Origin of the sequence: Streptomyces sp. NPDC006207, from assembly GCF_040613835.1 — a bacterium.
In the GTDB taxonomy this organism is placed as follows: domain Bacteria; phylum Actinomycetota; class Actinomycetes; order Streptomycetales; family Streptomycetaceae; genus Actinacidiphila.
In genome coordinates, this window is the sequence record NZ_JBEXSX010000032.1 from 18,068 (window position 1) to 44,594 (window position 26,527).

Annotated in this window: 21 protein-coding genes and 2 tRNA genes; 16 read left to right on the plus strand and 7 right to left on the minus strand. The window is 72.7% G+C overall.

Translation table 11 applies throughout. From position 1 onward, the window contains the following. Positions 1-243: 243 nt before the first annotated feature. Positions 244-2,097: a putative bifunctional diguanylate cyclase/phosphodiesterase gene (locus tag ABZ312_RS24660; protein WP_500438812.1), complete on the plus strand. Its 1,854-nt coding sequence runs from the start codon at positions 244-246 to the stop codon at positions 2,095-2,097. A gap of 67 nt (positions 2,098-2,164) precedes the next feature. Beyond that, a complete protein-coding gene (locus tag ABZ312_RS24665; RefSeq protein WP_500438813.1) occupies positions 2,165-3,259 on the plus strand; it encodes an LLM class flavin-dependent oxidoreductase in 1,095 nt (364 codons plus the stop codon). Positions 3,260-3,480: 221 nt separating this feature from the next. On the opposite strand, the gene ABZ312_RS24670 is transcribed toward ABZ312_RS24665, so the two are convergent. After that, positions 3,481-4,965 carry an NAD-dependent succinate-semialdehyde dehydrogenase gene (locus ABZ312_RS24670; protein ID WP_500331425.1) on the minus strand — a complete coding sequence of 495 codons (1,485 nt, stop codon included), beginning with the start codon at positions 4,963-4,965 and terminating at the stop codon, positions 3,481-3,483. A gap of 141 nt (positions 4,966-5,106) precedes the next feature. Here ABZ312_RS24670 and ehuB point away from each other — a divergent pair, with 141 nt between their 5' ends. From ehuB to ABZ312_RS24695, 5 genes are all read left to right on the plus strand, one after another. Continuing rightward, positions 5,107-6,024, plus strand: coding sequence for an ectoine/hydroxyectoine ABC transporter substrate-binding protein EhuB (ehuB, locus tag ABZ312_RS24675; RefSeq protein WP_500438814.1), 918 nt, complete (start codon positions 5,107-5,109; stop codon positions 6,022-6,024). Positions 6,025-6,078: 54 nt separating this feature from the next. Continuing rightward, complete coding sequence (gene ehuC, locus ABZ312_RS24680; RefSeq protein ID WP_500359281.1) at positions 6,079-6,756, plus strand: ectoine/hydroxyectoine ABC transporter permease subunit EhuC; 678 nt, start codon at positions 6,079-6,081, stop codon at positions 6,754-6,756. Then, a complete protein-coding gene (gene ehuD / locus ABZ312_RS24685; RefSeq protein ID WP_500331429.1) occupies positions 6,756-7,391 on the plus strand; it encodes an ectoine/hydroxyectoine ABC transporter permease subunit EhuD in 636 nt (211 codons plus the stop codon). Before ehuC ends, ehuD begins: the two co-directional genes overlap by 1 nt. After that, a complete protein-coding gene (ehuA, locus tag ABZ312_RS24690) occupies positions 7,381-8,190 on the plus strand; it encodes an ectoine/hydroxyectoine ABC transporter ATP-binding protein EhuA (protein ID WP_499512043.1) in 810 nt (269 codons plus the stop codon). Before ehuD ends, ehuA begins: the two co-directional genes overlap by 11 nt. A gap of 214 nt (positions 8,191-8,404) precedes the next feature. Continuing rightward, a complete protein-coding gene (locus ABZ312_RS24695) occupies positions 8,405-9,160 on the plus strand; it encodes an IclR family transcriptional regulator (RefSeq protein ID WP_500438815.1) in 756 nt (251 codons plus the stop codon). Positions 9,161-9,248: 88 nt separating this feature from the next. Here ABZ312_RS24695 and ABZ312_RS24700 read toward each other — a convergent pair. The 4 genes from ABZ312_RS24700 to ABZ312_RS24715 form a co-directional block, all read right to left on the minus strand. Continuing rightward, positions 9,249-9,321, minus strand: a tRNA-Lys gene (locus ABZ312_RS24700). A gap of 70 nt (positions 9,322-9,391) precedes the next feature. Next, positions 9,392-13,081, minus strand: coding sequence for a S8 family peptidase (locus ABZ312_RS24705; RefSeq protein WP_500438816.1), 3,690 nt, complete (start codon positions 13,079-13,081; stop codon positions 9,392-9,394). 648 nt (positions 13,082-13,729) lie between these two features. Then, positions 13,730-14,014: a hypothetical protein gene (locus ABZ312_RS24710; protein ID WP_500331346.1), complete on the minus strand. Its 285-nt coding sequence runs from the start codon at positions 14,012-14,014 to the stop codon at positions 13,730-13,732. 246 nt (positions 14,015-14,260) lie between these two features. Then, on the minus strand, positions 14,261-14,560 hold the full coding sequence (locus tag ABZ312_RS24715) for a hypothetical protein (protein ID WP_500331344.1): 300 nt from the start codon (positions 14,558-14,560) through the stop codon (positions 14,261-14,263). Here ABZ312_RS24715 and ABZ312_RS24720 point away from each other — a divergent pair. The 5 genes from ABZ312_RS24720 (at position 14,559) to glxA (ending at position 21,185) form a co-directional block, all read left to right on the plus strand. Beyond that, entirely contained in the window at positions 14,559-14,795 is a 237-nt protein-coding gene (locus tag ABZ312_RS24720; protein ID WP_499516844.1) for a hypothetical protein, read from the plus strand. The genes ABZ312_RS24715 and ABZ312_RS24720 overlap by 2 nt on opposite strands. Beyond that, positions 14,758-14,830: transfer RNA gene (locus tag ABZ312_RS24725), tRNA-Lys, on the plus strand. The genes ABZ312_RS24720 and ABZ312_RS24725 overlap by 38 nt, the downstream gene beginning before the upstream one ends. A gap of 135 nt (positions 14,831-14,965) precedes the next feature. After that, positions 14,966-17,080, plus strand: coding sequence for a SpoIIE family protein phosphatase (locus ABZ312_RS24730; protein WP_500331342.1), 2,115 nt, complete (start codon positions 14,966-14,968; stop codon positions 17,078-17,080). Positions 17,081-17,457: 377 nt separating this feature from the next. Further along, entirely contained in the window at positions 17,458-19,260 is a 1,803-nt protein-coding gene (locus ABZ312_RS24735; RefSeq protein WP_500331340.1) for a glycosyltransferase family 2 protein, read from the plus strand. After that, the gene (gene glxA, locus ABZ312_RS24740) at positions 19,257-21,185 is read left to right on the plus strand and encodes a radical copper oxidase GlxA (protein ID WP_500438817.1); all 1,929 of its coding nucleotides are present in this window, start codon (positions 19,257-19,259) and stop codon (positions 21,183-21,185) included. The genes ABZ312_RS24735 and glxA overlap by 4 nt, the downstream gene beginning before the upstream one ends. Positions 21,186-21,206: 21 nt before the next feature. Here the strand turns inward: glxA and ABZ312_RS24745 are convergent, their stop codons facing one another. Next, the gene (locus tag ABZ312_RS24745) at positions 21,207-22,238 is read right to left on the minus strand and encodes a glycoside hydrolase family 6 protein (RefSeq protein WP_500438818.1); all 1,032 of its coding nucleotides are present in this window, start codon (positions 22,236-22,238) and stop codon (positions 21,207-21,209) included. 172 nt (positions 22,239-22,410) lie between these two features. On the opposite strand from ABZ312_RS24745, the gene ABZ312_RS24750 reads away from it, so the two are divergent. From ABZ312_RS24750 to ABZ312_RS24760, 3 genes are all read left to right on the plus strand, one after another. After that, positions 22,411-23,151 carry a GAF and ANTAR domain-containing protein gene (locus ABZ312_RS24750; RefSeq protein WP_500331335.1) on the plus strand — a complete coding sequence of 247 codons (741 nt, stop codon included), beginning with the start codon at positions 22,411-22,413 and terminating at the stop codon, positions 23,149-23,151. A 155-nt stretch (positions 23,152-23,306) separates the two neighbouring features. Continuing rightward, a complete protein-coding gene (locus tag ABZ312_RS24755; protein ID WP_500438819.1) occupies positions 23,307-23,660 on the plus strand; it encodes an STAS domain-containing protein in 354 nt (117 codons plus the stop codon). Positions 23,661-23,788: 128 nt separating this feature from the next. Further along, positions 23,789-24,079 carry a hypothetical protein gene (locus ABZ312_RS24760; protein ID WP_500331332.1) on the plus strand — a complete coding sequence of 97 codons (291 nt, stop codon included), beginning with the start codon at positions 23,789-23,791 and terminating at the stop codon, positions 24,077-24,079. A gap of 75 nt (positions 24,080-24,154) precedes the next feature. On the opposite strand, the gene ABZ312_RS24765 is transcribed toward ABZ312_RS24760, so the two are convergent. Continuing rightward, positions 24,155-25,225 carry a Gfo/Idh/MocA family oxidoreductase gene (locus tag ABZ312_RS24765; protein ID WP_500438820.1) on the minus strand — a complete coding sequence of 357 codons (1,071 nt, stop codon included), beginning with the start codon at positions 25,223-25,225 and terminating at the stop codon, positions 24,155-24,157. A gap of 47 nt (positions 25,226-25,272) precedes the next feature. Here ABZ312_RS24765 and ABZ312_RS24770 point away from each other — a divergent pair, with 47 nt between their 5' ends. Beyond that, complete coding sequence (locus ABZ312_RS24770) at positions 25,273-26,451, plus strand: ROK family transcriptional regulator (RefSeq protein ID WP_500438821.1); 1,179 nt, start codon at positions 25,273-25,275, stop codon at positions 26,449-26,451. The last annotated feature ends 76 nt before the right edge of the window (positions 26,452-26,527 follow it).

Genomic DNA, 26,527 nt, shown 5'->3' on the forward strand with positions numbered 1-26,527 from the left:
TTGTGCTGCGCCGCCCGGGTTACCGTCCGATCACTACAGTGCGTAATGAGTGACGAAAAGCGATCAATGGAATTCAGCGGCCAATCACAAATGATCAAGATCGCATCCCACGTGCCGAGAATCACCACGACGGCGGTGGCCGCGGCAATTCCCCAACGTCTATGATCGGCACATTTCCAGCATGAACGCCGCCTCTTGGCGGTCATTCGATTCCTCCACGACCATGTGTGCGAGACGACACCTATGCGGGAGCAAGCGGTGGGCGGACCCTCGGGAAGCCCGGACCTCGAGCCCGAGGCGGCGGCCACGACGGTCACTCAACGTCACGCTTCGGCCCCGGAACGGTCAGCCCCGGAACGTCCGGCCTCGGAGGTGCGCGACTACCGCGCCGCCTTCAACGTCGCCCGGCTGCCGATGGCCCTGGTCGGTCCCGACGGCCGGGTGCGCGAGGCCAATCCGGCGCTCGGCGCGCTGCTCGGCGCGGACCCGGTGCTGCTCACCGCCCGCACCGCGGCGGAGCTGGTCGGCCTCACCGGCGCCGGCGGCGAGGTCCCCCCGCTCGGGGAGAGCCCGGAGTACGCCGAGTACGAGGACGTGCTGACCGGCCGGCGCGGGGAGTTGCGCCGCACCAGACCCGTCCGCGGACCGGACGGGAGCACGGTCTGGGCCGAGGTCGTCGTGGTGCCCGTGCCCGGCGGCGTCCTGATGTCCGTCGAGGACCTGGGCGAGACCCGTGAACTGCGCGAGCAGCTAAGGCACTTGCGGATGCACGACCCGGTCACCCGGCTCCCCAACCGGCAGTTGTTCTTCGAGCGCCTCGCCACCGCGCTGGAGGGCGCCGACAGCCGCACCGGCCGGATCGGCCTGTGCTACCTCGACCTCGACGGCTTCAAGGCCATCAACGACACCCTCGGCCACCGGGTCGGCGACCGGCTGCTCAAGGCCGTCGCCGGACGGCTGTCGGACTGCGCGGGCCGGCTCGGGCGCAGCGGGACGCTCGTCGCCCGGCTGGGCGGCGACGAGTTCGCCGTCCTCGTCGAGGACTCCACCGGCACCGGGCAGGCCACCGGGCTCGCCGAATCCGTACTGACCGCGCTGCAGCTGCCGTTCGACCTCGCCGGGCAGCGGCTGGCGGTCTCGGCGAGCATCGGCGTCGTCGAGCGCGAGGCCGCCGGGGCCACCGCCACCGGCATCATGCAGGCCGCCGACACCACGCTGTACTGGGCCAAGGCCGACGGCAAGGCCCGCTGGACGCTCTTCGACCCCGAGCGCAACGCCCACCGGATGACCAAGCAGGCGCTGTCCAGCACCCTGCGGCAGGCCGTGGAGCGCGGGGAGTTCACGCTGGAGTACCAGCCCCTGGTGGAGCTCGGCAGCGGCAGCCTGCGCGGGGTGGAGGCCCTGGTGCGCTGGCAGCACCCGCACTTCGGGCTGCTCGGGCCGAACCGGTTCATCCCGCTGGCGGAGGAGAACGGCTCCATCGTCCAGCTCGGCCGCTGGGTGCTCGCCGAATCGTGCCGCCAGGCGCGGCAGTGGCAGAAGGACTGGCCCGACGACCCGATCTTCGTCAGCGTCAACGTCGCCGTGCGCCAGGTCTGGGACTCCGACCTGGTCGCCGACGTCGCGGAGATCCTGGACGACACCGGGCTGCCGGCCGGGCTGCTGCAACTGGAGCTCACCGAGTCGGCGGTGATGGGCTCGGCCGGACGGCCCCTGCAGGCGCTGCACGCCCTGCAGGAGATGGGCGTGCGCATCGCCATCGACGACTTCGGCACCGGCTACTCCAACCTCGCCTACCTCAGCCGGCTGCCGGTCTCCGCGCTCAAGCTCGACGGCAGCTTCGTGCACGGCTTCCGCGACGGCCTGCACCCCAACCCGGCCGACGAGACGATCGTCGAGGCGCTGGTGCAGCTCGCCCACCGGCTCGGCCTGACGGTCACCGCCGAGTGCGTGGAGAACGCCGAGCAGGCGGAGCGGCTGCGCCGGATCGGCTGCGACACCGGGCAGGGCTGGCTGTACTCGCGGCCCGTGCCGCCCGAGGGGATCGCCGCGCTGCGCGGCTACGGCCCGGCCCCCGGTTCCGGCCCCGGGGAATAGCCGCAGCCGGTCTCCGGTTGCTCGTTGCCGTAGACGAGGAACCGGCCGCAGGAGGCGACGCAGGAACGTGGACACGAACGACCCGGTACGAGGCACCACCCTCGGCAGCGCACCCGTCCCGCTCTCCGTCCTCGACCTGGCGGGCGTCGGCAGCGGACTGACCGCGGGCGACGCCCTCGCCGCCGGTGTCACGCTGGCCCGGCTCGCCGAGGCCCGCGGCTACCACCGCTACTGGGTCGCCGAGCACCACTCGATGCCCGGGGTCGCGTCCTCCTCCCCCGCCGTGATCCTCGCCCACCTCGCCGCCCACACCGAGCGCATACGCCTCGGCTCCGGCGGCGTCATGCTGCCCAACCACGCGCCGCTGGTCATCGCCGAGCAGTTCGGCACCCTGGAGGCCCTGGCGCCGGGCCGGATCGACCTCGGCCTCGGCCGCGCCCCGGGCACGGACGGCGCCACCGCCGCCGCGCTGCGCCGCACCGACCGGCTGAACGAGGGCGCCGACGAGTTCCCGCAGCAGCTGTCCGAACTCATCCGCTTCCTGGACGACGACTTCCCCGACGGCCACCCCTACGCCCGGATCCACGCCATCCCCGGTCCCGTGCAGGGCACCGTTCCGGGCGGCGTGCAGTCCGCCGCGCGGCCGTCGATCTGGCTGCTCGGCTCCAGCACCTTCAGCGCCCGGATGGCCGCGGTCCTCGGGCTGCCCTTCGCCTTCGCGCACCACTTCTCCGCGGCGAACACCGAACCGGCGCTGGAGCTGTACCGCAGGTCCTTCCGGCCCTCGGAGGTGCTGGACGAGCCGTACGCGCTGATCGGCGTCGCGGCGCTGGCGGCGGACGAGGAGAAGGACGCCCGCCGGCAGGTGCTCAGCGGCGCCCTGGCCATGCTGCGGCTGCGCATGGGACGCCCCGGCCTGGTGCCCACCCCGGAGGAGGCGGAGGCGTACGAGTTCAGCCCGGCCGAGCGGGACTTCGTGGACGCCTGGCTCGGCAACGTGGTGCACGGCACGGCGGACGCGGTCCGGGACGGCCTGGACGCGCTGGTGCGGCGCACGGGTGCGCAGGAGCTGATGATCACGGCCAACGCCCACACCCCCGCCGCGCGGCTGCGCTCCTACGAGCTCATCGCCGACGCGTACGGCCTGCCCGGCGGCGCCTGACCCCGCGGGGTCCGGGCCCTAGGCCGTGTCGTCAAATGCCCGCCTGCCCAGCGACGCCCGGCGCGGCACTCCCCCAGCCTTCGGCCGGGGGTGCCCCCACGCTACGTTGTCGAATCGTCCGAGTAGCCCACTACGAGGACAACTCTCCGCCTTGCGATGCACCGCACCAGACGCCGCTGGGCCCGCCCTTCGGGCGGCCGGCGATCATTTGACGACACGGCCTAGACGTCCACCGCCACGTACTTCGTCTCCAGGTACTCGTCGATCCCCACGGCGCCCCCCTCGCGGCCGGTCCCGGACTGCTTGACGCCGCCGAAGGGCGCCGCGGGGGTGGAGACGACGCCCTTGTTCAGGCCGAGCATGCCCGTCTCCAGTTCCTCGGCGTAGCGGATGCCGCGCCGCAGGCTCTCCGTGAAGACGTAGCCGACCAGGCCGTACACGGTGTCGTTGGCCAGCCGGATCGCCTCGTCGTCGTCCTCGAAGGTGACGACCGGCGCGACCGGCCCGAAGATCTCCTCCCGGAGCATCGCCGCGTCCGGCGGCACGTCGGCCAGCACGGTGGGCGGGTAGAAGTACCCGGGGCGGTTCGAGAGCGGGGCGCCGCCGGTGACCGCGCGGGCCCCGGCCGAGACGGCGTCCTGCACGAGGCGGTCCACCTTGTCCAGGCCCGCGCCGTCGATGAGCGGGCCGACCTGGGTGCCGGGCTCGGTGCCGCGGCCGACGACCATGGAGCCCAGCTTCTCGGCGAGGCGCCCGGTGAAGGCCTCGGCCATGTCGCGGTGGACGTAGATCCGGTTGGCCGCCGTACAGGCCTCCCCGATGTTGCGCATCTTGGCGATGGCCGCGCCCTCCACGGCCTTCTCCAGGTCCGCGTCCCGGCAGACGATGAGGGGGGCGTTGCCGCCCAGCTCCATGGAGGTGCGCAGCACCTGTCGCGCGCTGAGCTCGATGAGCTTCTGCCCGACGCCCGTGGAACCGGTGAACGAGAGCTTGCGCAGCCGCGGGTCCTCCGTCAGGGGGCCGCTGATCTCCGCGGGGTGCGAGGTGGTGAGGACGTTGAGCACGCCGTCCGGCAACCCGGCCTGGCCGAGGATCTCGGCGAGGGCGAGCATGGACAGCGGCGTCTGGTGGGCCGGCTTGACGATCATGGTGCAGCCGGCGGCGACGGCGGGGCCGATCTTGCGGGTGCCCATGGCCATGGGGAAATTCCACGGGGTGATCAGCAGCGCCGGGCCCACGGGCTGGCGCATCACCCAGATCCGGCCGTTGCCGTCGGGCGCGGTGCGCCAGCCGCCCTCGATGCGCACCGCCTCCTCGGAGAACCAGCGGAAGAACTCGGCGGCGTAGAGGATCTCGCTGCGGGACTCGGCGACCGGCTTGCCCATCTCCAGGGTCATCAGGAGGGCGAGTTCCTGCTGCCGCTCCACGATGAGCTCGAAGGCCCGGCGCAGGATCTCCCCGCGCTCACGCGGCGCCGTGGCCGCCCATCCCTCCTGCGCGGCGGCCGCGGCGTCCATCGCGGCCTTGGCGTCCTCGGCCCCGGCGTCCGGCACGGCGCACAGCGGTCGCGCGGTGGACGGGTCCTCCACCTCGTACTCGCGCCCGTCGCTCGCAGGCCGCCAGCGGCCGCCGACGAGCAGTGCCTTCGGCACCCGCTCCACGACCAGTTGCTCGCGCTTGCCGTTCCCTTCGGTGCTGTCGCTCATGGCAGCTCCCTGCCTCCCGCGGACGTTCCGTACATCGGGTACCCCACCAGATTCGCATGAATGCCCCCTGTGCGCCGGGGTAGGCGCGGCCCTCGTGCGGTCACCGCACCGCACGGAAGCGAACTACCGGAGGTCTGGTCCATGTCCGAGCGCAGTCCCCTGTCCCGCAGGGGTTTCCTCTCCCGTACCGCAGGCGTCGGCGGTCTCGTGGCGGTCCCCGGGCTGCTGGCGGCGTGCAGCCGTACGCAGGTCGGCACCGGCGCGCCCACCGGCGACGGGGACCTGCTGGCCAAGCTGAGGAAGCAGGGGTACGTGCGGGTCGGCTTCGCGGGCGAGGCGCCGTACGGGTACCAGGACGGCGACGAGCTGTCCGGCGAGGCGCCCACCCTCCACCGGGAGATCTTCACGGCGCTCGGGGTGCCGGAACTGCGGCCCACGCTCACCGACTTCGGCGCGCTCATACCGGGCCTGACGGCCGACCGCTTCGACGTGGTCAGCGCCGGGATGGCGATCACGCCCGACCGCTGCCAGAAGGTGATCTTCTCGGAGCCGGAGTTCGTCTCGCCGACCGCCCTGATGGTCCGCGCGGGCAACCCCAAGGGGCTGAGCGACCTGGTGTCCTGCGCCCGCCAGAAGGTCACCGTCGGCGTGCTGAGCGCGGCGGTCGAGGCGGACTACGCGGATGCCGCCGGGGTGCCGCTGACCTCGGTGAAGTCCCTGGCCAAGCAGCAGGACGGGGTGGACGCACTGCTCTCCGGCCGGATCGACGCCTTCGCGCTGACCGGGATCTCGCTGCGCTGGCTGGCCCGCACCAACAAGGGCGCCGCGGTGGAGGTGCTCGACCCCTTCCTGCCGGTGGTCGGCGGCCGCAAGCAGTACAGCCCGGGCGGCGCGGTGTTCCGGCGGGACGCGACGAACCTGCGCGACGCGTTCAACAAGGAACTCAAGAAGATCACCGCCGACCCCGGCCGCTACACGTCCCTCATCGGGAAGTACGGCTTCACCAAGGCGGAGGTCCCGCCGGCGACGCTGCGCACGGCGCAGCTGTGCGCGGCGTGAGGCGGCGCCTTGTCCTCGTACCCCTTCCCCGCCGGTGACCTCGCCGGTGAATCCATGTCCGGCTTCACGCAGTTCACGCACTCGCTGCCCAGTGTGGGCGCGGGTCTGTGGGTCACCGTGCAGGCCACCGTCCTCGGCGCGGCGCTCGCGCTGCTGATCGCCTTCGTCCTCGGCTTCATGGCGCGCTCGCGGCGGATGCCCGTGCGCGGGACCTCCCGGGTGGTCGTGGAGTTCTTCCGCGGCACCTCGCTGTACGTCCAGCTGTTCTGGCTGTTCTTCGCGCTGCCGATCCTCGGCTTCAAGCTCGTGCCGCTCGCCTGCGCCGTGGTCGCCTTCGGGCTCAACTACGGGGCGTACGGCTCGGAGGTCGTCCGGGGCGCCCTGGACGCCGTGCCCCGCGGGCAGCGGGAGGCGGCCGTCGCGCTGAGCATGACGCCGTGGCAGCGGATGCGCCTGGTCGTCCTGCCGCAGGCCTGGCCGCAGATGATCCCGCCGTTCAACAACCTGCTGATCCAGTTGCTGAAGTGCACCCCGCTGATGTCGCTGATCACCATTTCGGACGTCACCTTCCAGATGGACCAGCTCCGTTCGACGACGGGCGACACCGCGACGGCGTACCTGCTGCTCCTGGTGATCTACTTCGTCCTCGCGTACGCGCTGACACTGGCCATGAACGGCCTGGAGGCCGTGGCCAAGGCACGGCTCGGACAGCCGGCGGGAGGTCGGGTCTGATGTGGGACTGGGAGACGGCCCGCGAGGGCCTGCCGCTGATCCTGCACGGCTTCGGGATCACCCTGCTGGCCACGGTGCTCGGCTCGCTGCTCGCCGTCACGCTGGGTCTGGGCATCGCGGTGCTGCGGCGCACCCCCAGCCGCTGGGTGACGCTGCCGCTGCGGGCGGTCGTGGAGTTCGTGCGCTCCACTCCGGTGATGATCCAGCTCTTCGCGGTGTGGGTGCTGGTCCCGGGACTGGACCCGCTGGTGATCGGCATCACCGTGCTGGGCGTGCACTACGCGACGTACACCTCGGAGGTGTACCGGGCGGGCATCGAGGCGGTGCCGAGGGGGCAGTGGGAGGCGGCGGTCGCGCTGTCGCTGCCGCGGGCGCGCACCTGGTCCGCCGTGGTGCTGCCGCAGGCTGTGCGGAAGATCGTGCCGGCCCTCGGCAACTACGTGATCTCGATGTTCAAGGAGACACCGTTCCTGTCGGTCATCACCGTCGACGAGATGGTGCACGAGGCGAATCGTTTCGGCAGTGACCACTTCGCCTACCTGGAGGCGTTCACCATCGCCGCCGTGATCTTCCTGGTCGCGAGCTGCCCCACCTCGGTCCTCATGCGGAAGCTGGAGAAGCGCCTTGCTCACTGACGAGTCCCCCACCCCCGCCAAGTCCGGCCCGGCGGCGCCCGCCGTCCGCTTCGACCAGGTGGTCAAGCGGTACGGGGACAACACCGTGCTGGACCACCTCGACCTGGAGGTCCGGCGCGGTGAGCGCGTCACCCTGATCGGCCCGAGCGGTTCGGGCAAGACGACCATCCTGCGGCTGCTGATGACCCTGGAGCGGCCCACCGAGGGCGTCATCCACGTGGACGGCGAGCCCTTCTCGCACATGCCGGGCCGCGGCGGCCGGCTCGTGCCGGCCGACGAGAGGCACCTGCGCGGCACGCGCCGCCGGATCGGCATGGTGTTCCAGCACTTCAACCTCTTCCCGAACATGAAGGTGCTGGACAACGTCACCGAGGCCCCGGTGCACGTCCTCGGCCTGGACCGGGACGAGGCCGCCGAGCGCGCCCGCGGGCTGCTGGAGCTGGTGGGCCTGGCCGACAAGCAGGACGCCCACCCCACCCGGCTCTCCGGCGGCCAGCAGCAGCGGGTGGCCATCGCCCGCGCGCTGGCGATGCGGCCCGACATCCTGCTGCTGGACGAGGTGACCTCGGCGCTCGACCCCGAACTGGTGGCCGGGGTGCTGGACGTGCTCAGGGACGTCGCCCGCAGCACGGACATCACCTTGCTCTGCGTCACCCACGAGATGGGGTTCGCCCGGGACGTCTCGGACCGCGTACTGATGTTCGACGGCGGACGGGTCGTCGAGTCGGGTCCGCCGGAGCGCATTTTCGGCTCCCCGGAGCACCACAGGACCCGGGAATTCCTCGGTGCGGTGCTCTGAGGAAAAGTGGGCCGTGCCGTTGGCATATGCCAGAGTGGCCCGTTCCTGCGTATACGCCTGCGGCCGCCCACATAAAGCTTCAACGGGCTCTACTGCAAACCGCATTGAGGCTATCGTGGAATCCGGCCCAGCTGCCGGGCTCGCTGTCGTGCCCGGCAGCCGTGACCACTAGCTACAGCAAGGACGCAAACGGTCACACCTGTAGGGGGACACCGTGGCGCTTGAGCACCGACAGGTCGCGCCGGTCTACGCGGTCCAGCACGCACTGCGCGTGCTGGAGACCGTGGACAAGCACAGGAACGGCGTCACCGCCGAGCAGCTCGCCCGTGAGATCGGAGTACCCATCGGCTATCTCGGCCAACTCCTCGCCATGCTCAACCGCGAGCGCTACCTCAACGCGCTGCCCGGCGGCGGCTACGCCGTCGGCGAGTCGCTGGTCCTGCTCGGCAGCGCCAGCCGCGACCTGGCGCTCGGCGAGAAGATCAAGAAGATCCTGGCGGCGCTGCGCGACGAGGTCGGCGCCGCCGTCTACTTCAGCCGTTACGACGACGGCGAGGTCAAGATCGTCGACTTCGCGGACGGCCCGGAAGCACCCAAGGTCAACGAGTGGGTGGACTTCCGCTTCGCCGCCCACGCCAGCGCGGTCGGCAAGTGCCTGCTCACCCAGCTCGACCACAACGGGCGCCGCGACCACCTGTCCCGGCACAAGACGGTACGGCTCACCTCCAAGACCACGATCAGCGAGAAGGTGCTGCTGACCAAGCTGGAGAGCCAGCCGGCCAGCGCTCCCACCCTGGACCTGCAGGAGTACGCGATCGGCACGGTCTGCGCCGCCATCCCGATCACCGTCGGCAGGACGGTCGGCTGCCTCGCCCTCTCCCTCCCCGTCACCCAGGCCCACCGCCTCAAGGGCGCGGCCGACACCCTCAACGAACGCGCGGCGCCGGTGCTGCTGTCACTGGCCATCTGAGGCCCGGGGCCGTCCGGCGCACGAGGCATGACGCCCACCGGAACACGACGAAGGGCGCCCCTCCCGAAGGAGGGGCGCCCTCTCGCTGTGCGCCGCCAGGGACTCGAACCCCGAACCCGCTGATTAAGAGTCAGCTGCTCTGCCAGTTGAGCTAGCGGCGCGTGCAGGACAATCATACGGGGTCGGAGGGGGTGCTCATGACCGCTCCCTCCGACCCCGTACCGGACCGGATCAGCTCAGGCCGAACGCCCGGACGACCTCCTGCTCCACCGTGCCGCCCCGGCCGTCGGAGGCCGTGGCCCGCAGGGACACGAACCCGCCCGGGGTACGGGGAGTTCGCAGCTCGGCCGACCAGTGGCCGGTGCCGCCGGCGGCACGCCGCAGGGGCACGGGCCGCCAGGTCCTCCCGTCGTCGTACGACACGGACAGCGTCGCGGACGTGGCCCGCGTCACGTCGTCGAGCCACTCCTGGGTGGCGGCGGACAGGCCGAGCGGCACCTTGGCGCCGGCCCGCACGTCGCCGGCGAGGTCCGTGGTGACGTCGTAGTCCAGCTGGAGCAGCTCGATGTCCTGCTCCCAAACGCCGTCCGGGACCGCGCCGGAGTGGAAGCCCCACTCCGTACGGCTGCGCACCGAGGTGCGCCAGCGGCCGGCGTCGCGCGAGGCGTCCAGGACGAGGCGGTACGGCAGGGTCTGCGCGGGGACCGGGTCGAAGAGGTACAGCGCCCGGCCGGCGGACTTCCGCAGCAGCGTGTCGCCCTGGTACAGCGCGATGGTGCCGGTGTCGTACTCGTCGTCCGGCATGGATCCGGAGTGGCCGGCGCCCGAGTCCGTCCACGGCGTGATGTTGAACTGCAGGCCACCGGCGGCGTCACGGCTGGGGCCCCAGAAGCCCTGGCCGAGGCGCGGGCGCTGGACGGGGGCGAACCACTCGGTGCGGTAGTGACGGCCGGCCGTCACGCGGTCGTTGCCGCTGCGCATCTCCTGCAGGGTCTCGTCCTGCGGGCCGAGGACGGAGTGGTCCTCGTACCAGAAGGCCGCGCCGCGCAGCGGGGTCAGCCACTCGGTGCGCAGCGAGGGGTAGCTCTCGCGCTCGCCGAAGCCGAAGCCGGGGCCGTAGGAGGGGATGTTGTAGCGGAAGCCACCGCCCGGGGCCTTCGTCCGGCCGTAGTAAGTGGCTTCGACCCGGGCGAGGTCGCGGTCCGGGTCCGGGGCGTAGGCCAGGGAGCGGTCCGGGATGGCGCCGTCGTGCTGGGAGACCAGGTCGTACAGGAAGCGGCCGTGGGCGCGCTGGGTGACGGTGACCCTCTTGCGCAGGACGCGCTCGCGGTCGCCGCGCATGGCGGAGACGACGGGCAGCCCGGCGGCCTCGCCGTAGTACTCGCTGAGCCTGCCGTCGCCGTCGTTGACGACGATCAGCAGGGCGGCACCGGCGGCCACCGCCGCGGCCGCGCGGTCGGCCGGGGCGACCGTGTCGGAGCGGTCCACCACGACGGCCTTGCCCTTCGCGTCCAGTCCGGCGTAGTCGGCGGCCGCTCCATGGCCCGCGTACACCGTGGCGAGCTCGCGCCTGCCCTCCCGCAGGGTGCTGCCGGCCTGGACGACGAGGTCGTCCACGGAGTCGACGGCGACCTGCTTCTCGGCCAGCCGCCAGCGGGTGGAGAAGCTCATGGAGGCGCCGGTGACCTTGCCGGTCGGCTGGGCCCACAGCGTGTCGTACTTCAGGGGCACCTGGTAGCCGCTGCGGACGACCCCGCCGGCGGCGGAGACCACCGCGAAGTCCATCTGCCGCTGCGTGTCCGCCGTGTCCTTGGGCACGGACGCACTGATCGTCCGCGCCCTGCTCGCGTCGAGCGAGACGGTGGCCGGCTCGTCCAGCACCGTACGCGGCGCGGACAGGAAGGCCAGGCCCAGCGAGTCCGGCTCGTCGCCCGGGACGTCCATGTAGGTGTACGCGGTGTACGTGCCCGGGGGCAGGCGCAGGGTGCGCCGGCCGTCGACGGCGTACTGGTACTGGTAGAAGTCGTTCTCCACGCCCAGGTACACCGTGCCGGAGGCGGGCTTGCCGTCCCGGTCCTTCAGCTCGACCGTGTAGTCGTAGAGTTCCTGCTCCTTGACCAGGGCGAAACCGGTGTGCGCCACGAGGGTGCCGGTGGCCCGGTCGGTGGCCAGGACCTGGCCGGAGAAGGTCGTGGCGGGTTCCACCGCGGACGGGTCGAGGCGCAGCGTAACGTCGGCGGTGCCCCCGGCGGGAACCGTGACCGACGGCGCCGAGAGCGTGTAGGCGGCCGCGTCGGCGTCGGTCGCCAGGTCGAGGGTGACGCCCTCCGTGCCGGTGTTGCGGTAGGTGACGGTGCGGGTGGCGACCGGGTCGTCGGCGCCGTGCGGCCAGTCGTAGAAGGCGGTCGCGACGGAACCGGTGGCCTGGACCGTGCCGTCGACGGCCTTCAGCACGTCCACCCGGCCGGTGCCCTGCTGGTAGGGGGTGTAGCTGGTGAGCGGCGTGGACGAGCTCATCAGCGCGTCCTTCAGCTGCCGCCCGGACCAGTCGGGGTGGCGCTGCTTGAGGACGGCCGCCGCCCCGGCGACGTGCGGGGTGGCCATCGAGGTCCCGGACATCGTCTGGTACCCGCCGCCGGGCTTGGCGGCGGTGATGTCGGAACCGGGCGCGGAGATGTCCGGCTTGAGGCCGTAACTGCCGGTCAGCGGGCCCATGCTGGAGAAGTCCGAGCGCTCGTCGGACTTGGTGACGGAGGCGACCGTCAGGGCGGACGCGGCCGAGCCGGGCGCCCCGATGGTGAACTCCCCGTAGGAGTTGCCCGCCGCGATGACGAAGAGCGGCCCACCGTCGGCGGACAGCGTGTCGACGGCCTGGGCCATGGGGCTGGTCCCGTCGTCCGGCACCTGGGAGCCGAGGCTCATGCTCACCACGTCGGCGCCCTGGGCCTTCGCCCACTCCATGCCCGCGATGATCCAGGAGTCCTCGCCGTAGCCCTCGTCGGAGAGCACCTTGCCCACCAGCAGTTCGGCGCCGGGCGCGACGCCTCGGTAGGTCGAGCCGTCGCCCGCGACCGTGGACGCGACGTGCGTGCCGTGGCCGTTGCCGTCGGCGACCGCCTGGTCCGGTACGAAGCTCCGCTCGGCGGCTATCCGCCCCTTGAGGTCCGGGTGGGTGTCGTCCACGCCGGTGTCGAGCACGGCGACCTTCCGCCCGGTGCCGTCGTAGCCCTCCGCCCACGCCTGCGGGGCGTTGATCTGCGGCACGGACTCCGCGAGGTCGGCCTCCACCCGGCCGTCCAGCCACAGCTTCTCGACGCCCCCGTCCAGCGACCGGGCCCGGGGCGCGGTGCCGGCGACGTCCTTCCAGAAGGTGCGGGCGGTGGCCTTGGCGGCCCGCAGCGCGGCACCGTCGATGCTGGGCAGACGGCGCTCGACCGTGCTGCCCGCGGGTGCCGTCACGCCGCCCCGATAGGTGGCGATCAGCGGGACCCCGCCGGTGCGGGTGTCGTCGTACCCCATCGCCACCAGCGTGGTCACGTCGAACAGCCGGCGGTCGAGCCTGCCCGCGGTCAGCAGGGCCTCGGCCTCGTCGGGGACCACTGAGAGGCGGCCGCCGCTCTGCTGGATCTTCACGCCCCCGGTCGCGCCCTCGGGGCGGTCCACGGTGACGGTGTCCTGCGCGGTACCGGGCCGGTCGGTGAAGTGCACGACGTCACCGGTGACGAGGGTGATGTCGTGGGCGGCGGCGCGCGGCACCGACGCGGCCGGGTCCTTGACCGGGACCGCCGCGGCGGTCGGGGCGGGCAGCACGAGGGTGCCGCCGACCAGCGCGCACGCGGTGGCGGTCGCGGTCAGCAGGGCATGACGGGCAGCCCGAACGGGTCGTGCGTCTCGGGCACTTGGGGGGTGGGCGAATGTCATGCACAGGAGGTCTACCGGTGCCGCAACCGCTTGCGCACCGCTTCCGTGCGGCGTGAATCCGCCGTGGCGGATACCCGCCTCCTCCTGCACGCGGGCATGCTGAGGGGCCCGGCAAGAGGGGGGAGGTATGCCGGGCCCATCAGCGTGGGGGGAGGGGGTGTGGCTATTTGGGGGGTGTTGTTGTCTTTGGGGGTACTGCCCGCCTGATTTACCAGGTGAGGTCGTTGGCTACCGCCCAGGTGAGGTCACCCGGCATGGGCTGGGCGGAGGCCGTGGCCGCTCCGATCAGCCCCAATGAGACGGCGGCTACGACACCCACTACGGCACGAATGACGTTGCGGCGAATCGATGACATGGCAGACCTGTCCAGGAGGTGTGAGCTGGGGTTTTGCGGGGCCGAGGGCGCTACTCCGGTCTGGAGGAACCGTACGGCTGACTGAATTCTGTCGGATCACAAGCCGCTGGTCTGTAGTTTTCACGTTCCGGATTCGGACATGGCCCTATGCGGACACATGGGACCGGATGGGCCCCGAAGGGTCCATACACGAGCCCCGCCCCTTAACCTGATCGAAGCCGGGGGTGACGTGAAGCATTGGGGGTGCGGGCAGTGACCGACGACGACCTTCTGCGCGCCCGGGCGCAGGAACTCTACGCCCTGGCGCTGGCGGACGCCGACTGGACGCCGGAAAGCGTGTGTTCGCTCACCGGCTGGTCCCGTGCCGAACTCGACGACGCCCTCCATACCCTCGCGTCCTTCGGCCTCACGACCAGGTTCCCCTCCTCCCGCAGCGGCTGGTCGGTGCACTCGCCCGCCACGGCGATGGCCCAGCTGGTCGAGGGCAGCCGGCGGCGCACCGAGGAACTGGTCAGGACGATCACCGACGCGCACGCCGCGCTCAGCCAGGTGGCCGGCGAGTTCCAGCCAGTGCACATGCGGCACCTGGCCGAGGCCCGGATCGAGGTCGCCGCCCAGCCGGCACAGATAGCGGCGATCCTCGACGAGGGGGCCAGCACCGCCACCACCGAGATCCTCTCGATGCACCCGACCGTGCCGGGGGAGATCCCCCTGTTCAAGGCCGACGACCGCAACCGCGAACTCTTCAACCGCGGGGTCAGGCAGCGGTCGATCTACCTCGCGACGGCGGCGGCCGTGCCGAACGTCCGCGCCCATCTGCGGACCTACGCCAACGACGGCGGCGAGGTGCGGACGGCCGCGACGCTGCCCATGAAGCTGATCATCGTGGACCACACGCTCGCCGTCGTACCGGCCCTGGGCCTGGACGACCGGGCCGGCGAGGGGGTCGAGGGCTCTGCCATGGTCCTGCGCAGCCCCGCCATGGTGGCCGTGCTGCGCCAGATGTTCGAGCACTGCTGGGCGGCCGCCTCGGACCTGTTCACCGACGACGTCGGCGCCGCGCCCGCCGCACGGCACCGCGAGGTCGTCCGGCTGCTCGCCTCGGGGCTGACGGACGAGGCCATCGGCCGCAAGCTGGGCCTGTCCGACCGGACGGTGCGGCGGATAGTGGCCGAGCTGATGCAGCAGATAGGGGCCGACAGCCGGTTCCAGGCCGGGGTGAAGATGGTCCGCCTCGGCTGGCTGGACGACGACCCCGCGCTCCTGGACGAGGTGGTCGGGAGCACCGCCACTGGTCAGGTAGGATCCTCTCTGTCGGTGAGCGCCGCTAGCTCAACTGGCAGAGCAGCTGACTCTTAATCAGCGGGTTCGGGGTTCGAGTCCCTGGCGGCGCACAATGTGAGGGCGTCCTTCCTTCGGGAAGGGCGCCCTCGCCCCTTTGTGGGGGAAGGACGGCGCCCAGGGTGACTCAGTGCGAAAATATCCCCTAACGATGATGTGAGAGCTCTACGGGGGCTCACGAGGAGGCCATGCGCGAGCACGATCCGCCGCCGCCCGGCACGGGCAGGGAGGCCCGGCCGAGTCCAGGGGCCGCCTCGCCCGGAGGCCTGCTCGACCTGCTGCAGGTGGCGGCGATGGTGCTGGACCGCACCGGCCACATCGTGCTGTGGAGCCCGGAGGCCGAACGTCTGTTCGGCTACTCGGCGGAAGAGGCCCTGGGCCAGAACGCCGGCCTGCTCCTGGTGGCGCCCGACAAGCTGGAGCTGGTCACCGAGCTGTTCAAGCAGGTCAGGGCTGGTGCCATCTGGCAGGGCGTGTTCCCGATCGTGCACGCCGACGGCACGACCCGTGACGTGGAGTTCCGCAACATGCGGATGCACGACGTGGACGGCGGCGTCTACGCGCTGGGCCTGGGCGCGGACCTCTCCACCGTGCGGCGCGTGGAGACGGACATGGCGCTGTCCAGCAGCCTCGTCGACCAGTCCCCGATCGGGCTGGCCGTCTTCGACACGGACCTGCGGATCGTGCGCGTCAACCGGGCCATGGAGGAGCTGCACGGCCTGCCCGCGGCGGCCATGCTGGGGCGCCGGGTGCGCGAGATCTCGCCGGGGGCGGAGTTCCGGACGATCGAGGCCCGGATGCGGCAGGTGCTGGAGACCGGGGAGCCGCTGCTGGACCTGGACACCGTGGTCAGGACGTACGCCGACCAGGAGCACGACCACGCCTGGTCGATCTCGTACTACCGGATCCAGGACCCCACCGGGCGGGTGCTGGGCCTGGCCGCGTCGATCGCGGACTTCACCGAGCGCCACCAGGCGGCCGAGGAGATCGCCGAGGCCCGTGGCCGGCTCGCGGTGATCGCCGAGGCGGGGACCCGGATCGGCACCACGCTGGACCTGCAGCAGACCGCCAGGGAACTGGCCTCGGTGGTGGTGCCCACGCTCGCCGACATCGCCACCGTCGACGTGCTGGACGAGGTGCTGCGCGGCGGCCCGGTGCCCAAGGTGCGCGCCCAGCAGTCGGCCGAGTTCCGGGCGCTGGCGGTCGCGGCCGCCGAGTCCAGCGAGGCGATCGGCGCCGTCGACCCGGTCGGGGAGCTGGCCCGGTACGCGGACGACCGGCTGATCACCAAGGCCGTGCGGGAGGGCCAGCCGGTGGTCGTGCACCGGGTGAGCAGCCGCATGCTGCGCCGCATAGCCCGCGACGACCGGGCCGCCGCCCAGCTGAAACGGGCGGGTGCGCACTCGTACCTCGCCGCGCCGCTCATCGCCCGCGGCGAGGTGCTGGGGGCGGTCGGGATGTTCCGCACCCGCAACCAGAAGCCCTTCGACGACGAGGACCGCACGCTGGCGGTGGAGCTGGCCGCCCGCGCCGCGATATCCATCGACAACGCGCGGCTCTACGCGGGTGAGCGCAACGCCGCGCTCACCCTCCAGCGCAGCCTGCTGCCGCACGAGCCGCCACGCGTGGACGGGATGGAGATCTCCGCCCGCTACATCCCCGCCGTCCGGGAGGTCGGCGGGGACTGGTACGACGTCCTGCAGCTGCGGGACGGCAAGGTCGGGCTGATCGTCGGGGACGTGATGGGCAAGGGCCTGCACGCGGCGGCGATCATGGGCCAGCTGCGCACGGCGACCCGGGCCTTCGCCCGGCTCGACCTGCCGCCGGACGAGGTGCTGGCGCACCTCGACAACATCACCGGCAGCGCCGAGGGCGACTTCATCGCCACCTGCGTCTACGCCGTCTGCGACCCCGCGACGGGCCGCTGCCAGTTCTCCACCGCCGGGCACCTGCCGCCGGTGCTGGTGCCGCCCGGCGGCCGCGCCGAGCTGATCGACCTGCCCAACGCGGTGCCGCTGGGCGTCGGGGGGATCCGCTTCCACACGGTGGAGCGGAAGCTCGCCGAGGGCACCTTGCTGGCGCTGTTCACCGACGGGCTGGTCGAGGACCGGCGGCAGTCGATCGACGTGGGGCTGCGCACGCTGATGCGCGTCCTCAAGCTCAAGAGCCGCCGCCGCTCGCTGGAGGACACCTGCGACGTCGTGCTGGGCGCGCAGCTGCAGTCCCCCGACGACGACGTCGCCCTGCTGCTGGCCCGGATGGGGACGCCCGCGGCCGAGGACGAGGCCTCCGCCGAGCTGTAAGCCGACAACCGGACCAAATCGCTCATACGGCCTGTTAACAACTCGTTTCGCGCCTTGCCATCAAGACGGGCATTCCGGGACGCTGGGTCCGCGGGACATCCATGCGCCAACCGGACCCATGCGCCCTCACGGGTGAGCCAACGGGTCGGATTCCGGCGGCTTTTCCGTGTGCGGGCCCAGGGGAGGGCCCCGGGGGCGAGAGGGGTGGATTCAGGCGTTACCTCACGGTCGTCCGGTCGTTGACGAGTCATAGCCGGCCTCACGCGACCCGGAGGCCACAGAACGCCCACGCATGCCCCGGGGGCGGGGGGCCGCAGCGCCCGGGGCGCCAACACCGCCGCGACAGCGGCGCGACATGCTTCGGGGGGAGCATCCACATGCCGCCGACACCCGGCGCCCAGCAGTACACGACCGACCCTCGGGCCGGCACGCCCGTGCCCGTCATACCCCGGCGGTCCCGTCCCGGCCCGTACCGGCCGGAACCCGGCGCAGTGGCGCCCCGGTACGACTACGAGCACTACAGCAGACTCGCCGGCCCGCTCACCGAGCCGGAACCCGGCGTCCCGTACCGGGTGAAGTACCGCAGCCTGCTCGCGGAGGAACCCCACCGGATCCGCGCGGCGCTGCTGCTCGGCGCGGCCCCGGTGCTCTCGGCGGTGCTGCTCGCCTGGCTGATGCAGCCGGCCCACTGGACCCGCCGGGAGCACGCGCCGGGCTGGCTGGTCGCCGCCGACGCCGTGATGCTCATATCCATCGGCCTGATCGAGCTCTTCCGGCTGATCAACGTGACGTCCAACGCCCACGCGACGCTCGTCGCACGCGATCCGGTACCCGTCGTACCCGAGAAGGGCAGCAAGGTCGCCTTCGTGACCACCTTCGTCCCGGGCAAGGAGCCCCTGGCGATGGTGCGGGCGACCCTGGAGGCCGCGGTCCGTCTGCGCCACCGCGGCACGTTGCACATCTGGCTCCTGGACGAGGGCGACGACCCCGACGTCAAGAGCCTGTGCGAGCGCCTGAACGTACGCCACTTCACCCGCAAGGGCGTGGAGCGGTGGAACCGGCCCAGCGGCGCCTTCCGCGCCCGCACCAAGCACGGCAACTACAACGCCTGGCTCGACGCCCACGGCGACGACTACGACGTCTTCGCCTCCGTCGACACCGACCACGTCCCGCTCCCCAACTTCCTGGAGCGGATGCTCGGTTACTTCCGGGACCCGGACGTCGCCTTCGTCGTCGGCCCGCAGGTCTACGGCAACTACGACAGCGCGGTGACCAAGGCCGCCGAGAGCCAGCAGTTCCTCTTCCACGCCCTCATCCAGCGGGCCGGCAACGCCTACGGCTCCCCCATGTTCGTCGGGACCAACAACGCGGTGCGCATCAGCGCCATCAGAAGCATCGGCGGGCTGTACGACTCCATCACCGAGGACATGGCCACCGGGCTGGAACTGCACCGGCACCGCAACCCCGCCACCGGCCGCAAGTGGCGCTCGGTCTACACCCCGGACGTCCTCGCCGTCGGCGAGGGACCGTCATCCTGGACCGACTTCTTCACCCAGCAGCTGCGCTGGAGCCGCGGCACCTACGAGACGCTCATCAAGCAGTTCTGGAAGGTGCCGTTCGCCCTCTCCCCCGGCCGCCTGCTCAACTACACGCTGATGGTCGTCTACTACCCGATGACGGCGGTCAACTGGCTCCTGGGCGGCCTCAGCTGCGCGCTGTTCCTCGGGCTCGGCGCCTCGGGCATCCAGATCGACTCCGAGGTCTGGATGATGCTCTACAGCGACGCCGCCGCGCTGCAGATCGGCCTGTACGTGTGGAACCGGCGGCACAACGTCAGCCCCCACGAGCCGGAGGGCTCCTCGGGCGCGGCGGGCATGGTGATGTCGGCGCTGTCCGCGCCGATCTACGCCCGCTCGCTGATGGACGCGGTGCTGCGGCGCAAGAGCAGGTTCGTGGTCACCCCCAAGGGGGACTCCGCGAGCCCCGACCGGCTGCTGTCCACCTTCCGCGTCCACCTGTTCTGGCTGCTCGTCTTCGGCGGCTCGCTCGCCGCCAGCTTCTTCAACGGCCACACCCACGTGGCGATGCGCACGTGGGCGACGCTGGCCCTCGTCCTGGCCCTGGCACCGATCGCCGTCTGGTCCCTGTCCCTCGTCCGTTCCAGGAGCGCCACCCGATGAGCTACCGACCCAGCCGCAGACTGCGGAAGATCGCCGTCGGGAGCACGGCCGTGGGGGTGCTCGCCGGGATGAACGCGCCCGCGATCTACGGCTACTCGACGGAGAAGTACCACGACTACAAGATCAACCAGCCCGGGTACAAGGCCGCGTACGGCCACTGGGACCTGGTCGAGGTGCCCGAGAAGTTCCGCGTCAACGCCATCCACGCGGCGCTGCTGCGCACCGGGAAGGTGCTGCTGATCGCCGGTTCCGGCAACGACGAGCGGAACTTCAAGGCCAAGTCCTTCAAGAGCGTGCTCTGGGACCCGGTGGAGAGCACCTTCAAGGAGATCGACACCCCCAAGGACATGTTCTGCGCCGGGCACACCCAGCTGGCCGACGGCACGCTGCTGGTGGCCGGCGGCACCGCCCGCTACGAGAAGCTCAAGGAGGCCGTGGACCGGGCGGGCGGCGCGATGCTCATCAAGAACGAGGACCCGGACAAGCCGCGGACCTTCCCCGAGGGCACGGTCTTCGTCAACGACGAGAACGGCCGGGCCTTCCGGTCGGAGTTCCCCGTCAACGTGCCCCGCGCCAGGAAGACCGTCGACGCCAGGACCGGCAAGGTCACCGTGACCGCGAGCGAGGCACGGGTGTTCGTGCAGTCGCTGGTCAAGGGCGAGAAGGGCATCGTCAACACCGCCGCGCAGTACGGGATCCGGGGCCTGGAGGGCGAGGACCGGGAGAACCTCTACGGGCTGGCCACCAAGCTCGGCCTGGACAAGAAGGACTTCCAGGGGATCAAGAACACCTACGAGTTCGACCCGGTGGCCGAGGCCTACGTCCCGGTCGACCCGATGAACGAGGCCCGCTGGTACCCGACGCTGGTCACCCTCGCCGACGGCCGGGTGCTCTCCGTCTCGGGGCTGGACGACATCGGGCAGGTCGTCCCGGGCAAGAACGAGGTCTACGACCCGAAGACCCGGACGTGGGCGTACACCGGCGAGCGCTACTTCCCGACCTACCCCGCGCTCTTCCTGATGAAGGGCGGGAAGATCTTCTACTCGGGCGCCAACGCGGGGTACGGGCCGGCCGACGAGGGCCGTGTCCCGGGCGTATGGGACCTGCGCACCAACCGCTTCACCGAGGTCCCCGGGCTGGAGCACGCCGAGGACCTGGAGACGGCCGGCTCGGTGCTGCTGCCGCCCGCGCAGGACCAGAAGGTGATGGTGCTGGGCGGCGGCGGGGTCGGCGAGTCGCACTCCTCGACCACCCGCACCGCCGTGGTGGACCTGGACGCCGCGGACCCGCGGTACACGACGGGCCCCGACCTGCCCGAGCCCACCCGTTACCTGAACACGGTGATCCTGCCGGACGACACCGTGTTCACCACCGGCGGCTCCCGCGACTACCGGGGCCGCGGCGGCAGCGACATCCTGCGGGCGCAGATCTACGACCCGGCGGACGACACCTTCCGGGAGGCCGCCGACCCGTCGGTGGGCCGCAACTACCACTCCGAGGCGCTGCTGCTGCCCGACGGCCGGGTGGCGGTCTTCGGGTCCAACCCGCTCTTCGGGGACCCTGCCGACACCAAGCCGGGCTTCTTCGAGCAGCGGATCGAGGTCTACACCCCGGCGTACCGCTACCGGGACTCCCGGCCCTCGCTCGGCGCGGGCCCGCAAGCCCTCCGACGCGGCGGCACGGCCACCTTCCGGGCCGCGCACGCGCAGCGCATCAAGGCGGCACGGCTGATGCGGCCGAGCGCGGTCACCCACGCCACCGACGTGGAGCAGCGGTCGATCGCGCTGGACGTGGAGCGCGGCGAGGGGTCGGTGAGCGTGACCGTCCCCGAGGACCCGTCGATCGTGCCGCCGGGTTGGTACATGCTGGTCGTCACCGACGACGAGGGCACGCCGTCGCAGGCGCGCTGGGTGCGGGTGACCTGACGGGAGGGGCCCGGCGGGCGGTCAGGAGGCCGCGCGCCGGGCCAGTCCCAGGGCGTACTCCGGCCACCAGTCACCCGCCCGCGGGCCGCCCTTGCAGGTGCCGTCGGAGTCGCCGGGACGCTTGATCCACAGGTAGGCGTCGACGAGTTCGTCACCGGTGTCGGTGGTGGGCGGGGTGCCCAGACCGCGGCCGGGCGGGTTGCACCAGGCCTCGTCGTGGGCGCCGTCGAGGGGGCCGCGGCCGTTGCGGCTGGTGTCGATGACGAAGTGCTTGCCGCCGAGCCGCGCGGACAGCTTCCTGCCGTACGCGGTGTTCGCGGCGGTGCTGTAGAAGTTCGAGGTGTTGAGGGCGAAGCCGTCCGCCGCGGCGACGCCGGCCGCCCGCAGCGGGCCGGCCAGGCGGGCGGGGTCGCTGACCCAGCCGGCGTTGCCGGCGTCGAGGTAGACCCGCACGCGGGGCAGCGCGCCCAGGGTGTCCACGGCGTGGGTCAGCAGGGCGTAGCGCTCCTCCTGGAACTCGCGGGGCGTGCAGCCGTCGACGATGTGGGTGAGGGCGTCCGGTTCGAGCACCACCAGCGCCTCGCGCTCACCGATGCCGGCGGCGACCGCGTCGATCCAGGCACGGTAGGCGGCGCCGTCGGCGGCGCCGCCCTGGGAGTACTGACCGCAGTCGCGGTGCGGGATGTTGTAGAGCACGAGCACGGGCGTCCGGCCGTCGCGGGCGGCGGCCTCGCTGTAGCCCCTGGCCCGGTCCTGTGCGTGGTCCTGGCCGATCCACTCGGCGACGGGCCGGCCTGCGATCCGTTCCAGCAGCGCGGCGTCGGCCTCCCGGCCTTCCCGGCGCCACTGCGCCGCCTGACGGGCCGCGGCCGTGTCCGGGTTGACCCAGAACGGCGCACCGGCGGTGCTCCCGGGGCTGCTGCCGCCGCCCTTGTCCTGGCTCCCCCCGGGCTTGCCGGTGCCGAAGCAGCCGCCCAGCGCCACGGAGAGCAGTCCGGCGGCGGACACGGCGCAGGCCGCCCTGCGCAGCGGGCCGGTGTTGGTGCCGAACATCCACTCCCCCTTGGATGGCGGGACGAGACCGGTCGCCGCCAATCCTGACATACCGAACGGTCAACGGGCCCTCAGATCAGGGCAGTCGGTGTCTTTCCCGTCGAATGCCGCGTCTGCTCCCCATGGCAGAATCCCCCGGCGAAGCCGTGTCCGCCGAGGGCTGGAGCCGGACGTGACAGAGCACCCGACGCACCGTGCGCGCGAGCTGCGGCTCGCCGAGGTCCTCGTGGACCTCGCCGACACCCTGGACGGCGACTTCGACGTGGGCGTCTTCCTGGAGCGGGTGGCCGACCGCTGCGTGGAGCTGCTGGACGTCACGGCGGCCGGACTGCTGCTGGACGACGGGCGCGGTGAGCTGCGGACCGCGGCCGGCTGCGGCGGCGCGGGCGAACTCCTGCGCCGGCAGCGGGAGGAGGGGCCCTGTCTGGACTGCTACCGGGGTTCGGACGTGGTCACCGCCCCGGACCTCGCGCGCTGCGACGACCGCTGGCCGCGCTTCGCCCCGCTCGCCCGCGACCGGGGCTTCCACGCGACGTACGCCGTGCCGCTGCGGCGCCGGGCCGAGGTGATCGGCGCGCTGAACCTGTTCCGCGGGGTGCCCGGCGATCCCCCGGGCGGTGACGTGGCGCTGGCCCGGGCCTTCGCGGACGCCGCCGCCATCGGGATACTCCAGGAACGGGCCCGGCAGCGGCAGGAGGCGCTGGCCGCCCAGTTGCAGGCCGCACTCGACAGCCGGGTCGTCCTGGAACAGGCCAAGGGCGTCCTGGCGGAGCGCTGGGGCGTCGGCGTCGACGAGGCGTTCACGGCGCTGCGGCGGTACGCGCGGACGCACCGGGTGCGGCTCGCGGTACTGGCCCGGGGTGTCGTGGCGGGCACGGTGGACTCCGACGCGCTGCGCGGGGCCGGTGACTGACCCGCCGGCGGGGGACGTCACGGGTTCGTCCTCGGCCGGGCCGGCGACGGCGCGTCGGGCATAGGCTGGGCCCACCACCCCGGACCCCGGTGGCGTCCTGTCCCGTTCCCGTCCCCGTGCCGCTTGCGCCAGGCTCCCGTCCCCGGAGACGTCCCATGTCCGACGACGCCACAGACACCATGCCCCGGATCGACCGGCGCACCGACGGGTCCAGCACCCTGGTGACGCTCGGCGGCGAGGTGGACGCGCTCACCGCGCCCGGGGTGTCCGCCGCCCTCGACGCGCTGACCGGGGCCGACCGCCCGGACATCGTGGTGGACCTGCGGCCGGTGGAGTTCATCGACTGCAGCGGCCTGTCGGCGCTGGTGCGCGCCCGGCGCCTTGCCGAGGAGCACTCCGGTCGGGTACGGCTGGTGTGCCGGGACGAGTTCACGCTGCGCACGCTTCGGGCGACCCGGCTGACCCGGTGCTTCACGATCCTGCCGGACTGGCCGGAGCCCACGAACTGACACGCACCCCGAACGCGCGCCCCCAACACGCCCTAGCCCGGCCGCGTTCAGGTGTCCTAGCCTGACAGGGCGGCCCAGGACCCCGGTCGCCGGAAGTGTTTCCTACGCCTCCAGGACGTGGTCCGGCCATGGCCAAGCTCGCGGCCTCCTCACGACTGTCCCTGTCCGATCCGCGAAGATCCGCACCCGACGTCTCCTGGACCTCGCCCCTGGGGCGCGCGGCGGTGCCGGAAGTCCTGGCGTACGGCGCGTCGGCGACACGGGTGGCCTGGGCGGCGGTCGGGGTCGCCCGTGGCTACGTCCTCGCGCCCACCGTGTCCGTCGGCGTGCCTGCGGAGCCGCCGGACGGCCCGGGGCGGGTCCACCGTCTCTCCCCTGACGCACCGGACCACTCCCGCGGTCCCGGCGCCCGAGGGTGAGGAGCGCCCGGCCGGCGGCTCCGGGAGGAGCGGACCGCGGGCCGGGCGCTGTACGCCCCGGGGAAGAGCCTGGGGTCAGGCCTTCGGCGTGAGCCGCACGGTCCGCCCCTCGCGGGCCGAGACGGCGGCCGCCTCGATGACCGTGAGCGCGTCGGCGGCCTCGCGGGCGGTGACCGGCGGCGCGGTGCCGTCCCGCAGGGCGGCGGCGACGGCGACGTAGTACGCGGGGTAGTCGCCCGGCACGGTCGGCACGGGGCGCACCTCGTCACCGGCGCCCAGCACGCCCCACTCGGCCTCCGGTTCGGTGCCCCACACGGCGCCGGTGGCGGGGCGGGCGTCGTCGCGCAGCGCGGCCTCCTGCGGGTCCAGGCCGTGCTTGACGTATCCGGCGGCGCTGCCGAGCACCCGGAAGCGGGGGCCGAGCTGGGCGGTGGTGGCACTCATCCACAGGTGGGAGCGGACGCCCCCGGCGTGGGTCACGGCCACGAAGGCGTCGTCGTCCACCTGGGCGCCGGGCCGTCGCACGTCCAGCTCGCCGTACACGTGGACGGCGGGCCCGAAGAGGGTCAGCGCCTGGTCGACGAGGTGGCTGCCGAGGTCGTAGAGCAGGCCGCCGATCTCGGCGGGGTCGCCGGACTCGCGCCAGCCGCCCTTCAGGCTCGGCCGCCACCGCTCGAAGCGGGACTCGAAGCGCCACACCTCGCCCAGTTCGCCGCGCTCCAGCAGCCCGCGCAGGGTGAGGAAGTCGTTGTCCCAGCGGCGGTTCTGGAAGACCGAGAGCAGCAGGCCGCGCTCGTCGGCGAGGTCCGCGAGGGCGTGCGCCTCGGCCGCGGTGCCGGCCACCGGCTTGTCGACGACGACCGCGAGTCCGGCCTCCAGCGCGGCGGTCGCGAACGGGACGTGGGTCTTGTTCGGCGAGGCCAGGACGATCAGGTCGAGCTCGCCGGCGCGCTTCCACAGCTCGTCCGGGTGACCGGCGATGCGGACGTCCGGGTGCTCGGCGTGTGCCTGCGCCTGGCGCTCCGGGTTGCCGGTGACGACGGTGTCCAGGACGAGGCCGTCGGTGGTGGAGATCAGCGGGGCGTGGAAGACCGAGCCGGCCAGACCGTAGCCGACCAGCCCGACGCGAAGAGGTGCGGGAGCCATGGCACCACTTAAGCAACGCTGTTGCCAAAGCGCAAGCGAAGCTGACAATGGGAGATGTGAACAGGGGAATCTCCGGGGCCAACCTGCCCGCGCTGCGCAGCCACAACGCCGCTCTCGTCCTGGGCCTGCTGCGGACGGCGACCGTGGGCGGGGGCGCCGGCATCAGCCGCCTGGAACTGGCCGAGCGCACCGGGCTCACCCCCCAGGCCGTCAGCAAGATCACCGCACGGCTGCGGGCGGACGGCCTGGTCGACGAGGCGGGGCGCGGCGCCCCGACCGGCGGCAAGCCGCGCACCCTGCTGCGGCTGGCGCGCCGCGCCCGGTACGCCGTGGGGGTGCACCTGGACCGCGACGAGTTGACGGTGGTGCTCGCCGACCTGGCGGGCGGCGTGGTGGACGCCGGGACCGTCCCCCTGGACCTGCGGCGCCCGGCCGGGGAGGTGCTGGAGGCGGTGGCGGGACTGGTCCGGGAGACCGTCGGCGCCACGCCCGGCGCGGACGGGGCGGTGCTCGGCGCCGGGCTGGCCTGCCCGGGCCCGCTCGACCACACCGCGGGGGTGCTGCACCGCGTCACGGGCCTGCCGGGATGGGACGGCTACCCGCTGCGCGACGCGCTGGCCGAACGCCTCGGGCTGCCCGTCGTGCTGGACAAGGACACCAACGCGGCGGCCCTCGCCGTGCTACCGCCCGGCGGGGACGTGGACGGGGACCGGGACGGCGCGGACGGTGCACACGGCGCGGGGGCGGGCCGGGGTGCCGGGGACTCGTTCGGCTACCTGCACCTGGGGACCGGCCTCGGCGCGGGCCTCGTGCTCGACGGCACCCTGCACCGCGGCGCCCGCACCGGCGCGGGCGAGTTCGGCCACCAGGCGGTCGCCCTGGACGGCCCGGTGTGCGCCTGCGGCAACCGGGGTTGCCTGGAGGCGCTGTGCCTGGCCGCCGTCGGCCGCGGCGACACGGCGCAGGCCGCGCGGCTGCTCGGCGTCGGCGCCGCCAACCTGGTCTCCCTGCTGGACATCGACCGGGTCGTGCTCGGCGGCCGCACCGTGCTGGCGGACCCCGCGCTCTTCGCGCGCGAGGTGGCCGCCGCCATGGACCCGCGCACCCTGCGCGCGGCCGGCCGCACGGTGCCCGTCACCGTCGCCGCGGCCGGGCGGCGCGTGGTCGCCGAGGGGGCCGCGCTGCTGGCGCTGGCGCCGCTCTTCGGCCAGACGGCGGTCGGCTAGCCGCCCGTACGGGTGCGGGGGCGGGCCGTCGCCGCGTCGCGCGGTGATATCAGCGGATGACCGTGGGAGCTTCGCT